Origin of the sequence: Vibrio sp. A1-b2, from assembly GCF_021726015.1 — a bacterium.
Classification (GTDB): Bacteria; Pseudomonadota; Gammaproteobacteria; order Enterobacterales; family Vibrionaceae; genus Vibrio; species Vibrio diazotrophicus.
Genome location: NZ_JAKKCI010000007.1, coordinates 25117 through 38467, shown reverse-complemented (window position 1 = coordinate 38467; position 13351 = coordinate 25117). Strand labels below are relative to the sequence as shown.

12 protein-coding genes and 1 pseudogene are annotated in these 13351 nt (G+C 43.9%); 3 read left to right on the top strand and 10 right to left on the bottom strand.

The features are described 5' to 3' along the window. Nucleotides 1-12 precede the first annotated feature (12 nt). Nucleotides 13-285: a nucleoid-associated protein HU-alpha gene (gene hupA / locus L3V23_RS15110; protein ID WP_102941587.1), complete on the top strand. Its 273-nt coding sequence runs from the start codon at nt 13-15 to the stop codon at nt 283-285. Nucleotides 286-328: 43 nt separating this feature from the next. Beyond that, entirely contained in the window at nt 329-1021 is a 693-nt protein-coding gene (locus L3V23_RS15105) for a DUF1481 domain-containing protein (RefSeq protein ID WP_102966393.1), read from the top strand. A gap of 72 nt (nt 1022-1093) precedes the next feature. On the opposite strand, the gene purD is transcribed toward L3V23_RS15105, so the two are convergent. The 6 genes and pseudogenes from purD to L3V23_RS15075 form a co-directional block, all read right to left on the bottom strand. Then, on the bottom strand, nt 1094-2389 hold the full coding sequence (gene purD, locus L3V23_RS15100) for a phosphoribosylamine--glycine ligase (protein ID WP_102966392.1): 1296 nt from the start codon (nt 2387-2389) through the stop codon (nt 1094-1096). Between the two features lie 307 nt (nt 2390-2696). Continuing rightward, nucleotides 2697-4289 (bottom strand): bifunctional phosphoribosylaminoimidazolecarboxamide formyltransferase/IMP cyclohydrolase, encoded by a 1593-nt coding sequence (purH, locus tag L3V23_RS15095; RefSeq protein ID WP_102966391.1) that lies wholly within the window; start codon nt 4287-4289, stop codon nt 2697-2699. A 137-nt stretch (nt 4290-4426) separates the two neighbouring features. After that, nucleotides 4427-4531 (bottom strand): annotated as a pseudogene (locus L3V23_RS15090) (phosphoribosylamine--glycine ligase); the annotation flags it as partial. Nucleotides 4532-4626: 95 nt separating this feature from the next. Then, nucleotides 4627-5520, bottom strand: a complete 894-nt coding sequence (locus tag L3V23_RS15085; protein ID WP_102966390.1) for an ROK family protein — start codon at nt 5518-5520, stop codon at nt 4627-4629. A 48-nt stretch (nt 5521-5568) separates the two neighbouring features. Next, nucleotides 5569-6768 (bottom strand): mannose-6-phosphate isomerase, class I, encoded by a 1200-nt coding sequence (gene manA, locus L3V23_RS15080; protein ID WP_102966389.1) that lies wholly within the window; start codon nt 6766-6768, stop codon nt 5569-5571. A gap of 123 nt (nt 6769-6891) precedes the next feature. Further along, nucleotides 6892-8787, bottom strand: a complete 1896-nt coding sequence (locus L3V23_RS15075) for a fructose-specific PTS transporter subunit EIIC (protein ID WP_102966388.1) — start codon at nt 8785-8787, stop codon at nt 6892-6894. Nucleotides 8788-9070: 283 nt separating this feature from the next. Between L3V23_RS15075 and L3V23_RS15070 the strand changes: the two genes are divergently transcribed. Next, nucleotides 9071-9919, top strand: a complete 849-nt coding sequence (locus L3V23_RS15070) for an AraC family transcriptional regulator (RefSeq protein WP_102966387.1) — start codon at nt 9071-9073, stop codon at nt 9917-9919. A 32-nt stretch (nt 9920-9951) separates the two neighbouring features. Here the strand turns inward: L3V23_RS15070 and L3V23_RS15065 are convergent, their stop codons facing one another. The 4 genes from L3V23_RS15065 to fis form a co-directional block, all read right to left on the bottom strand. Beyond that, nucleotides 9952-10731, bottom strand: coding sequence for a PTS sugar transporter subunit IIA (locus L3V23_RS15065; RefSeq protein WP_102966386.1), 780 nt, complete (start codon nt 10729-10731; stop codon nt 9952-9954). Continuing rightward, nucleotides 10728-11033 (bottom strand): PTS fructose transporter subunit IIB, encoded by a 306-nt coding sequence (locus tag L3V23_RS15060; RefSeq protein WP_102966385.1) that lies wholly within the window; start codon nt 11031-11033, stop codon nt 10728-10730. The genes L3V23_RS15065 and L3V23_RS15060 overlap by 4 nt, the downstream gene beginning before the upstream one ends. A 96-nt stretch (nt 11034-11129) precedes the next feature. Next, the gene (locus L3V23_RS15055) at nt 11130-12770 is read right to left on the bottom strand and encodes a methyl-accepting chemotaxis protein (protein ID WP_102966384.1); all 1641 of its coding nucleotides are present in this window, start codon (nt 12768-12770) and stop codon (nt 11130-11132) included. 276 nt (nt 12771-13046) lie between these two features. Further along, nucleotides 13047-13343, bottom strand: a complete 297-nt coding sequence (gene fis / locus L3V23_RS15050; protein ID WP_000462885.1) for a DNA-binding transcriptional regulator Fis — start codon at nt 13341-13343, stop codon at nt 13047-13049. Between the last annotated feature and the right edge of the window lie 8 nt (nt 13344-13351).

Here is a 13351-nt window from a genome sequence, read left to right as displayed (position 1 = left end):
AAGGGAAAACTAATGAACAAGACCCAATTAATCGACTTTATCGCAGAAAAAGCAGACCTATCTAAAGCTCAAGCTAAAGCTGCTCTTGAAGCGACTCTAGGCGCAGTTGAAGGTGCACTAAAAGATGGTGACCAAGTTCAACTAATTGGTTTTGGTACATTCAAAGTAAATCATCGTGCAGCTCGCACTGGCCGTAACCCAAAAACTGGTGCTGAGATTCAAATCGCTGCAGCTAATGTACCTGCATTCGTAGCAGGTAAAGCACTGAAAGATTCTGTTAAGTAATCTATACTACGCCGAGGTAGTCTTATCTCGGCGTTCTTTTTCTATGAAAAAAATTCTTTTCTCTTTTATCGCTGCCACTCTTATTGCGGGATGTTCTTCTTCCGTTGACACATCTAACTTCACTCAAATGAGTCAGTTTTCTGGTGGTCAACGTACCGGAGACGCAACCAGTTATTACTGGTACACCGAAAGTGCATCTCAAGCTTTATCTGCTTCTGATCATGTTACCTCTGAAACCTATGGTTGGTATGAAACCTCTTACCGTTGGGATGAAGGAAGTGTGCGTGAAGTGGTTCGTAAAGGTGAGCAACTCAAAGATGGTGACTTGGTACCTTATACTGCACATGTCCGTTTTAATAAGGATGGAGAAGCGATATATCAGCAGTACCGAGTGAACAAGAAAATTTTACCTCTCAACGAAGGGCAATTAGAACGCTACGTTTTAGAAGCAAAAGCCATTACCAAAATGACTAAAGACCAGAATAAACAAGGTCTTGAGCTTATTCAGGGGTATTGGGATGGTTCGACATTTGAACGTTGCAACGGACCTGATTACAACAAGGTTGAGTTTAACCATACGCTTCCGAACTTCGTCATGAGCCGCTTGTCTACGCTGGATAACTACATTGGTTTTCTAGGAAAAATCCGCAATAACACCGTTTATATCGATGAATTGCTCATTCTTGCAGATGACGATCACGACTGTATCGAAAGGCCTCAGTTGATAACTGAATAACGTTTTTTGAGTTTCAACCAATAAAAAAGACGCTGAGTTTCCACAGCGCCTTAATCTTAATTGCTTTAGCTATTACTTTTCAGCTTGTTGCTCGCGCGCGATAGCACGGTAGCCGATGTCATTACGGTAGAACACACCGTCCCACTGAATTTGTTTAGTTAACTCATAAGCGCGTTGCTGTGCTTCAGATACTGTGTTGCCCAGTGCCGTTGCGCATAGAACGCGACCACCGTTAGTCACAACATTGCCGTCTTTGTCAGTTGTACCAGCGTGGAAAACTTTTTGACCTTCAACTTCAACTGTTGGTAAGCCAGAAATTACATCACCTTTGTTGTAATCGCCAGGGTAGCCACCCGCAGCAAGTACAATACCGATAGAAGCGCGTGGATCCCACTTAGATTCCATTTGGTCTAACTTGCCATCAATAGCGGCCAGACAAAGTTCAACTAGGTCTGATTGCATACGCATCATGATAGGTTGAGTTTCTGGATCGCCGAAGCGGCAGTTGTATTCGATAACTTTAGGTGTACCCGCTTTGTCAATCATAAGGCCAGCATACAAGAAACCTGTGTATGGATTACCTTCTGCAGCCATACCGCGTACTGTTGGGTAAATCACTTCCTGCATGATACGGTCATGAATTTCTTGAGTAACCACTGGAGCTGGAGAATAAGCACCCATACCACCAGTGTTAGGACCTGTATCTTTGTCGCCTACGCGTTTATGGTCTTGGCTGGTGGCCATAGGTAGCACATTTACACCATCAACCATTACGATGAAGCTTGCTTCTTCACCATCAAGGAACTCTTCCACAACAACACGGCTGCCAGCATCACCGAATGCATTGCCAGCGAGCATGTCTTTAATCGCATCTTCTGCTTCTTCCAGCGTCATCGCAACGATAACGCCTTTACCAGCTGCAAGGCCGTCCGCTTTCACAACGATAGGCGCACCTTGTTCACGAACATAAGCCAATGCTGGCTCAATTTCCGTGAAGTTTGCGTATGCCGCTGTTGGAATGTTGTGGCGAGCTAGAAAATCCTTAGTGAATGCTTTTGAACCTTCTAATTGAGCCGCGGCTTGGGTTGGACCAAAAATTGGTAAGCCTGCTGCACGGAAAGCATCAACCACACCGATAACGAGTGGCGCTTCTGGGCCAACAATCGTTAAGTCAATGGCGTTTTCTTGTGCGAATGCCACTAAACCAGCAACATCTTCTACCTGAATCGCCACATTTTGCAGTTTAGGTTCAAAAGCTGTACCGGCATTACCCGGTGCGATAAAGATGTTTTTAACGTTCGGGTTTTGAGCAACTTTCCAACCAAGCGCATGTTCACGGCCGCCGGAACCAATAATCAATACATTCATTCTTTAATCCTTACTGCTGCGCCATTTTTAAGATCTCTGCGTCAAGCATGCTCATTTATAAGCATAAACTGCGCGTGCTTTCCTTGACCTCTCAAAAATGGCTTTGCATTAAATTCTTAAAACTTGTCTCTAACGCATTTCAAAATATTCACAATTCCAAAATGCGGAATTAATTTATCTCTGTCTCTAAATCAGTGGGGCGAGAACAAGGCAACGAGTGAGCTTATCCCTATGAGCATAGATATCTATGTGATTAGGATAAGCGAGCGCTGTTAACGTAGTTATCGCCCTTCTGATGACGAGATAGTTAGTGGCGGAAATGACGCATACCAGTAAAGATCATCGCCATGCCGTGTTCGTCTGCTGCTGCAATTACTTCGTCATCGCGCATTGAGCCACCCGGTTGAATTACGCACTTAATGCCAGCTTCTGCAGCAGCGTCGATACCATCGCGGAATGGGAAGAATGCGTCAGAAGCCATTACGCTACCTGCAACTTCAAGACCTTCGTCTGCCGCCTTGATGCCTGCAATTTTAGCTGAGTATACGCGGCTCATTTGGCCTGCGCCGACACCAATTGTCATATCGCCTTTTGCGTAAACAATCGCGTTTGATTTCACGTATTTTGCAACTTTCCAGCAGAATAGGGCATCTTTCAGCTCTTCTTCAGTTGGTTGACGTTTAGAAACCACTTTCAGGTCATCAAGTGAAACCATGCCTTGGTCGCGGTCTTGAACAAGAAGGCCGCCGTTAACGCGTTTAACATCAAAGCCAGTTGTTTGCGTTGACCATTCACCACACTCTAGTAGACGAACGTTTTTCTTCGCTGCGACAACTTCAATCGCTTCAGCAGAAACTTTTGGCGCGATGATCACTTCAACGAATTGACGCTCAACAATCGCGGATGCGGTTTCTGCATCTAACTCTTGGTTAAATGCGATGATGCCGCCAAATGCTGATGTTGGGTCAGTTTGGTAAGCGCGGTTGTAGGCTTCAAGAATATCTTTACCTAGTGCTACACCACATGGGTTCGCGTGTTTTACGATCACACATGCTGGTTCAGCGAACTCTTTAACACACTCTAGCGCAGCATCTGTATCTGCGATGTTGTTGTAAGAAAGCGCTTTACCTTGAATTTGCTTAGCTGTAGAAACAGACGCTTCTTGCGGATTCGCTTCAACATAGAAAGCCGCTGCTTGGTGGCTGTTTTCACCGTAGCGCATGTCTTGTTTCTTCTCGAACTGCATGTTGAATGTGCGAGGGAATTTACTCTCTTCATCACCTTCTTTGTTCTCACCGTAAGATGGAACCATAGTGCCGAAGTAGTTCGCGATCATGCCGTCGTATGCCGCTGTGTGCTCGAATGCTGCAATAGCGAGGTCAAAACGAGTAGTAAGAGTCAGAGATTTTTCGTTCGCATCCATTTCAGCAATAACGCGGTCGTAATCTGAGGCGTTAACTACGATAGTCACATCTTTATGGTTTTTCGCTGCAGAACGAACCATTGTTGGACCACCAATATCGATGTTTTCAACAGCATCTTCCAGCGTACAACCTTCTTTCGCGACTGTTTCAGCGAATGGGTAAAGGTTAACAACGACCATATCGATAGGGTTGATACCATGAGTAGCCATGATTTCATCATCTTGGCCGCGACGACCTAATACGCCACCATGAACTTTCGGGTGTAGCGTTTTTACTCGCCCGTCCATCATTTCCGGAAAACCGGTGTAGTCTGAAACTTCAGTTACAGCGATGCCTTTTTCAGCAAGCAGGCGAGCGGTACCGCCAGTAGATAGGATATCGACACCGCGCTGTGCTAGCGCTTGGGCGAACTCAACGATACCAGTTTTATCTGAAACACTGATCAGTGCGCGGCGAATTGGACGAGCGTTACTCATGCTTCCATTTTCCTTTAATTCATGGAGTTGATACGAAAGGTGTTTGCCAAAACTGTTCATGGGTGATGGTGATTCATCACAGCTTGGTCAGTTTTGGTAAAGACCCTATATCTGTATCAATAGTCTTCCAGATTTCGGATGGCGCGTATTCTAACCAATTTATTACAAAAGATCTCGCGCAATCGTTTGGCATGGGGAAAATAATATCTAAAAACAGGTTTTTCAAGAGAAAAAAGTAACGAAGAGGTAAATAAAGCAAGTTAAGCTTGTGGTGCAAAAAGGCCAAGTATATTCGTAACTCGGCCTATAAAGACTTAAGGTTGGTTTGGAAGAGATTTTATAGTCCTAGCCAAGCAGCTCCGCGGATTCCACTGCTATCGCCGAATTTGGCTTGTTCGAAACGAATGTTCGCACTGTCAGAAAAAACATATTTAGAGGTTGCTTCTGGAAGGTGCCGATACAAACTCATCACATTCGATAGCCCTCCGCCTAGAACTATAACATCAGGGTCTAACACATTTACAATAGCTGCAAAACTACGAGCCATTTGGTCAATGAGTGTGTTATAGCAAGTCACTGCGTTAGATTCTTCCTCTTCGTATCGCGCGATAATCTCTTCAGCGCTGATATTTTCTCCTGACAAAGATTTATAGCTGAGTTGTAAACCTGTCCCTGATATATATTGTTCTATGCAATTCCTCTTTCCGCAATAGCAGACTCGGGCTGGGCCATCCTGTCTTTCTGTATAGTGAGGAAGTGGGTTGTGTCCCCATTCGCCACTAACGGCGTTGGGGCCTACGAGCAGCTTTTGATTCACAACAATGCCACCACCACAACCAGTTCCTAGAATTGCACCAAATACAACATTGTGATTTTTCCCAACACCATCAACTGCTTCAGATAGAGTAAAACAGTTCGCATCATTAGCTAAATGCAGTGGCCTGCCTAGTTTGTTTTGAAGGTCTTTTTTGAGATCTGTACCATTTAGGAAAGTGCAGTTTGAATTTTTTATTAGTCCCGTCGCTGGACTAATTGCTCCTGGTAAGCCTATGCCGATAGCGGTGGATGTTGCAGTGTTGTTTTCAGCGATTGATATCAGGTCAACAATAGCTTCTAAAAATCGCTCGTAATTGCTTGGTGTGGGGACTCTTTTGGTAAAAATAGTTGTGCCTTTGTGGTCAAGAACACAAACTTCTATTTTTGTTCCACCAATATCAAAACCAATTCTCATTCTAGATCCTTCTAGTATAAATAAGGCCTGTATAACAGGCCCTTTTTATTAGTTGTATGCTCTAGCCACACGACCTAAAGAGCGTAGTTTGTAATTTCCTGTATATGCTGGAACAAACACTGACTGACCTTTAGATATGGTTATTGTTGTCCCATCGTTACTTTCCAATGTTAAATCTGAGTCTAAAGGCATTAGTACTTCGGCACTATCAATGGAAACTTGAACGTTGTCTGGTTGTGGGAAAATCGCAAACTTAAAATCCGGTACAGGTACTGGGAACAACAAAATATGGTCTTGTTCTACGGGCTCGAGTAACAGTGTGCTTGCTGGTTTTTCTGCAAACTTAGTACATTTCGCCAGTTCTGGCACATCCATATACTTTGGCGTTAAACCCGCGCGCAACACGTTGTCTGAGTTAGCCATAATCTCAAGCCCGGTACCTTTTAGATAAGCATGAGGTGTACGAGCATCCAGATACATGGCCTCACCAGGTTGAAGTGTCAAAACATTGAGCATCAGAGGCGCAAATAGCCCAATATCGCCTGGGTATTGCTCTGCAAGCTCTAGGATTAATGCAAACAAAGGTTCACTAGCGTTGGATTTTGCATGTGCTAATAGTGCCTCGACTGCGGAAGCTTTTACCGCGCCTTGTAAAGAGAGCAGTTGAGTAAAGAACGCTTCCAAACCAGCTTCATTTTGTGTTTGCTTAAATTCTGCAATCAGTGAGTTTAGAGCTTCAATCTTTAACGCTTCGAAATTGTTTAAAATTTCAGTCAGAGAACGAAAACCGTTCATTGCCTGGTAAGGCGTTAATGCATAAACCAGCTCAGGTTTATGGTTTGGGTCTCGATAGTTTCTGTTCGCTGCGTTAGGTGCAATACCTGCTAGATTTTCTTTCTCATAGCCAATTTCAGCTTCTCCTTTACTTGGATGCACTTGGATTGACAGTGCCTGTGCAGCGGCTAGCACTTTGAATAAATAAGGCAACTCACCAAACTGTTTGGCTGTTTTAGCGGAAAGAATCGCGTCTTTATCTTTTGCAATTAATTCGCTAAGGAGAATTGACTGTCCGTCGTGTTCAACTTCAGAGCAACCGTTAGGGTGGGCTCCCATCCAGATTTCAGCTTGGGGTTCCAATTTCGGATTGGGGATATCAAATAGTTTATTGACAGAATTCACACTCCCCCAAGGATAGTTCTGGATTTTATTTTTCATTACAAAAAATGGAGTACTAGCGATCTTACTCATGATTTTATTTCCAAATTAAAAAACTCCTGCATTAAAGCAGGAGTACAACAAAATCTAAAGCCTAGGAGCATGATTGTTGTCAAAGTTCCGCCCATTAAGTGGTTCATGGGCGGAAAGGGTTATTTATGCTGCCGCTTGTTGTAACTTTGCTTGGCGCATTTTTTTTAGACTAATACACACGACTGCGGTAACCACTGAGCCTGCAATCATACAAACCAATGCAAGTAGTGGTTTGTTCATTGCACCAAGTAGAGCCACAACGGGGCCGCCGTGTGCCACACTGTTGGTAATACCGAAAGAGAACGCCATTACAGCGGCAACCATTGAACCCAATACGTTTGCAGGGATAACTGACATAGGGTCTTGAGCAGCGAAAGGAATCGCACCTTCAGAAATACCCACTAAGCCCATAGCACCTGCTGCTTTACCTGCTTCAATTTCAGAATCTTCGAATAGGCTCAGTTTACGGCCAATGAAGGTTGCCAATCCCATACCTAGAGGCGCGACCGGAATTGCACATGCCATTGCGCCCATAAACTGAGTTTGACCACTAGCAATCATGCCAACTGAGAACAAGAAGGCTACTTTGTTGAATGGGCCACCCATATCGAAGCCAGCCATACCACCCAATACAATGCCGAGTAGTACCAAGTTACCAGTACTCATAGAGGTAAGTAGTGCGGTTAGGCTATCCATCAAACTTGCGATTGGTGCACCGATAACAAAGATAAATAAGCTAGAGATAAATAGCGAACCGACAATTGGCGCAATCATAATTGGTACAAGTGGTTGAATGAACTTGTGGTAATTGATGCTTGTTAGCCACTTAACGAAGTAACCAACCAGTAAGCCTGCGATAATCGCACCAATGAAACCTGTACCAGCTTCCGCACCATAGAAAGAGCCATTGTTCGCGATCCAACCGCCAATTAAACCCGGAGCTAACCCTGGGCGGTCAGCGATAGCGTAAGCAATATAGCCCGCTAGAATTGGAATCATCAGCGTGAAAGAGACGACGCCGACATCAAGTACTTTGTTCCACAAACTTCCCGGTGGAATCGCCATACCCGCTTCAGTTGGCTGTCCACCAATCGCTAGTGCCAGTGCGATTAAAAGACCACCAGTGACAACGAATGGGATCATGTGAGATACACCATTCATTAGGTAGCGATACAAATCATTTCGCTTACTTGAAGAAGCGCTAGTGGAATTTTGATTCGATTTTACATTAGTCTGATAAACGCTCGCTTTCAGAGCTCGATTAATTAAATTCTTCGCATCACGGATCGGTTCTTTTACGCCAGTTTCAATCAGCTTTTTACCTGCAAAACGCGCCATGTCGACTTGTTTGTCGCTGGCAACAATGATGGCGTCTGCTTTGGCAATGTCATCAGCGGTAGGGCTATTTTTCACACCAATTGAACCATTGGTTTCCACTTTGATGCGGTAGCCCATTTCTGCAGCGGCATTTTCCAATGACTCAGCGGCCAAATAGGTATGTGCGACGCCAGTTGGACAACCAGTAACACCAATTAAAAATCCTTTGTCGCCAGTGGTGGTCGCTTTTTCTTTTGATTTGGCCAGTAAAAGGTCCAACGCTTGTTTTTCTGTTTTTGCAGCTAAAAAGTTGTCAATAAAGCCAGGTTCAATCAGCTTTGAAGAGAGTTCTGCAAGAACTTCAATATGATGGTTAGAGCCGCCGTCAGGTGAGGCAATCATGAAGAATAGTTTGGATGGTTGACCATCGTCAGCACCATAATCGATTCCGTTTCTGCTGATACCGATAGCAACTGCTGGTGACTGTACAGCGATGCTTTTCGCGTGAGGTATCGCTACACCGTCGTCAAAACCAGTATTGCCAAGTTCCTCCCTAGCGTAGATGTCTTGCAAGAATTGTTGTTTGTCACTTAGGCGACCGTCTTGCTCAAGTACATTGGCCAGTTCTTCGAGTACACCAGATTTATCGTTTGCTTTGAGGTTGAGTAGTATCAACCTTTCATTGATGAGTTCTGTGATCATTTTCGTTCCCTACGTTATTGCTATTGTTGGCTTAATTGTGGTCCTAACACGGAAATTAGAGTAGAGCACTGATAATGCATTTACTGGATTATTGTAACCTAGTGATTTAAACGTGATCGTAGTCGATTATTTCTAATGACAGTTATTCTCACGGTTTGTTTATTTAATTTATTAAAATTCAATATCTTATTTTTTAAATTGCAACTTTTGATGTAGATGATTATTTCTCGACTATTAGATAAGATGAAATGCATTGGATTTTCGATACCTAGGTTGGAATAGAGTGAGTCAAGTTTTTAGTAGCATTATTGAAGCGATTGTTGATGAACGAGACAGCTGCCAGAGAGTTTGGTTTGCCGGAGATAAGCAGACTCCACCACCTTTCTGCTATCAGGTGAACTTTCCACGAGTCGAACTAGTATTGAAGGGAAGTTATCGAAATCAGATTGAGGATGCAGAGCAGGGGATCACCACTGTCGATATCTTGGCTGGCGATGCGTTATATATTCCGCCCAACTGCTGGAACAAGCCTGAGTGGGGGGAAGATTGCTCGGTACTGAGTCTACTATTCGGTCGTCGGCAACTGGGTTTTAGTTTCGTTGCCAAGAGAAAAGGCGAGAGTGGGTTTTATGATGTGCAGAAACACAGTATCCCAACCAGAACAGGATTTGCGATTGATAACATCCTAGAAAGCCTTAACGCGTTAGCGACGGAAGTGAAAAAGAGCCCCGTGGATGAGTATTTGTTGTGTGCGTTATTAACCTACACACTCGGCATTTTAGAGCAGCCGGTTCAATCATCGAAGAAGCGTAGCGAAGATGTTTATCAAGGCATCTGTATTTATATCCAAGAGAATTTCCATCGCTCGATCACTCGTGACAGCATTGCAGCTAGATTTAATATTTCACCTAATCATCTTTCACGACTATTTCGTCAACAAGGGCATATGACTCTCGCGGATTACATCACATGGGTGAGAATGGAGCGGGCGAAGTTTATGTTGAAAAAGTATCGTTTCAGGTTGTCAGAGGTTGCGATTCGCTGTGGCTTTCAAGATGTGAACTATTTCTTTCGTGTATTTAAAACTCGCACAGGAATGACGCCTTCTCAGTATCGCTCGCGGATACAGTAAGTAGTCCCTGTGACTTTTTATAGGTCAAAGGCTTATGGGTCAATATGTGCCATAACGTGGAGCAGAATACCCGTGATGGTCTCTTCTCTGTCAGCATCCAATATAAAATGATGAACATTGTTGTTAATTAACCAGCGAGTTAAACGAGTGGCTGCAATGATGTACTCTTTCTTGAACGCTTTGGGAAGTATTAGTGCTGCGATAAAAAGCACATCACATTGTGACGAGTTCCAGTCTAATGGCGACTCTAACGACTGAATGATAAAAGTGGGTTGTTGAACAAATTCGCTGATGATATGCGGTATGGCAATACCACCTGGAATGGCAGTCGACGAGATTGCTTCTCTATCGGCGAGTTGCTGGTGAATGGCGTGTTCGTTTTGACTTGAAGCCAATTGAGCCAAAGTAGCAAGTGCCGCATTTTTATCTGGGTAGAGCGCTTTTCGGGCATAATGCCATTGATAACTGAATGGCAGTTTGAACGAGCTATGGTGTGTAAATAACTGCTTCGCTTGGAAGTTTTGTTTGTGTGAGGTGGAAAGCAAGCTGGAGTGATCTCTGAGATATTCAGTGAGAACCATACAAGCCAGTTCTGAATCCAAACCCTCAATCGCTATTTGGCATACGTCATGGCGGCAACTTCCTAAGCTGAGAATGCCAAGGGGTTCATTCAAATTCGCTTGTTTACCACGGGTTATGTTATAGAGCACGAATAATGAGTGGAAATAGCCAGCGAGCTGTTTCAACTCATTCAGTTGCCATGCTGCAAATCGATTATCCTCAAGAACAAAAGTAATACGAGTCGTGATCATATCTTAGATAGACATTTATTCATGATTTCTTGCACATTGGTCAACACTTCTTCAATTGAGTAATGCAAGGTTGTGCAGCCTTTGAAACGCTCTTTTTCTTCTATCTCGATGTCGGAAACGATCATTCTAATATCAGCAGATACAATTTCTCGAGGAGTTAGGGCGTTCTCTATACCCATCGCTCCTTGAGTTTCTACTTTGATCGAAACATTACGCTTGTGAGCTTCCTTCTGTAAAACTTCTGCAGCCATATAGGTATGTGCAATGCCTGTTGGGCAAGCTGTTACAGCAACGATTTTCATCGCTATCAGTCTCCGTAGATAATGAAACATGCGGACGAGACTATAACATTATTTAGGTTTCTAATAGCTAACGCTTTCGGAAATATGGTTTATCGCCTAGACCTTAAACACAGAAAAGCTGTGAGTCAGACGCTGCCCGTTTTCTTGTAGCTGCTCGCTTGCTGCTGTGACTTGTTCTGCTTGAATTGCCGCTTGAGCACTGTGATCGGCTATCAGGGTAAGGTTACGGCTGATTTCATCTGTTGCCAAAGATTGCTGTGCACTGGCTTCGGCAATATGTTCATTCAATTGCAGGATTTGTCGAATCTGCTGATCAATATCATCCAATGCTTGTTGAGCTTTCTCTGCCTGCTCTTGAGTACCTTTCGATTGTAGCTGAGTTTCGTCCATTGACGCGCTCACTTGATGTGCTCGCTCTTGTAGCCCTGCAATGATCTGTTCTATTTGTTGAGTACTGCTCTGAGTGCGGGTTGCCAGTGAACGCACTTCATCAGCAACCACCGCAAAACCTCTCCCTTGCTCGCCAGCACGTGCTGCTTCAATGGCTGCGTTGAGAGCTAACAGGTTAGTTTGTTCTGCTACACCGTAGATCACCTCAAGTACCGCGCTTACTTGCTGAATCTCTTTGGCTAAGGCTTGGGTGTTGCTGTCGGTAGCGGTAAGTCTTTCTGATAGTGAATCCATATAAACTGATACTTGATTAATGACATCACGCCCTTGCTGGCTCTTTTCATTAGCGGTTTGAGCTGCAATCGCCGCATTTTGTGCCGCGTTAGCCACTTCCTGATTGCTGGAGTGAAGTTGGTTCATGGCAGAAGCAACGGTATCCACCGATTGCTGTTGTTCCATTGCTTTGCCTGCCGCATTTTGAGCGACATGAGTCAGCTCAAGTGCTGAATCGGTCACTCCATCAGTCACCGGTACAATATCCAGCACTATATGGCGAAGTTTATGAGTAAACTGGTTGAAGGCTTGAGCTATGCGCGATAGCTCGTCTCGACCTGATGCATCAAGTTGTTTGGTAAGATCTCCTTCACCTTTAGCGATATCTTCCATCGCCTGCAATGTCGCAACACATGGTTTGGTAATACTTAGACCGATCAAATACGCAAGAGTCAACATAGCTACCAGTACGATCGCTAAGCCAGTAAATACACTTTGCAGACGTTGCCAAACCAAAGCGTTTACATCATCAATATAAACCCCTGAACCGACAATCCAGCCCCACGGTTCGAACAACTTAACGTAAGAGACTTTTTCAACGTCGGTGTCTGAACCGGGTTTAGGCCACATGTAATAAACCGTTCCTTCGCCCTGATCACGGGCAATGTTCGCCATTTCGACAAATAAGGCTTTGCCTTGCGGATCTTTCACCGCAGAAAGATTTTTACCATCGAGCTGAGGTTTAAATGGGTGCATGACCATTGTCGGGGTCATATCATTCATCCAGAAGTAGTCTTCTTCTCCATAACGCAACTGGGCTACGGCTTGTTTGGCTTGGTCTTGAGCTTGTTGTTCGCTCAAGGTTCCTTGAGTCTGGAGTTGATAGAAGTGGTTGAGCAGAGAATGGGTGTTTTCAACCAAATGGCGAGTTTGTGTTTGTTTGGCTTTTATTAGGTCACTTTGATAATCCTGCACCATTACCATAAGAGGAAACAGAAGGAACAGAGTTATCATCCCACTAAGCAGATATAAGCGAGCACGGATGCTGATTCGGCGTAAAGAGACAAAAATCATAAAGCCACTCCTTGTAATACGGCAATTCGGGCTAGCAAACTGAAAATTGAGTTGTGTTGTTAACATTAATGTAACAATGTGGCTTTTGATTTGTATATGAGACTAAAGGATAGAAAAGTAAAAACTGTTGGTGAGATCTAACAATTATTAGTTGAAATTTGGCGTGGGTGTTGTAGCGAGAGTTTGATGATGGGACAAAGGCTTGGCAAAGATGCAATAAAAAAGCTCAACTATTTCTAGCTGAGCTTTTTAAATTCAATTAGTTAGCACTTTCTATTAGTTCATGCCGTATTTTTTAAGTTTCTTACGAAGAGTGCCGCGGTTGATACCCATCATAGTTGCTGCGCGAGTTTGGTTACCGCGAGTGTACTGCATGATCGTATCTAATAGTGGCTGTTCAACTTCCGCTAGAACTAACTCGTATAGTTCTGTTACTTCTTGGCCATTTAACTGAGCAAGATAGTTTTTAAGAGATGCTTTAACGGAATCACGTAGTGGCTTTTGCGTGATTTGGTCTTGTGAAGTTACTGTAGTTACTGTTAAAGCTTCTGAAGTCAGATTTTGTTCGAACATATTCGGTC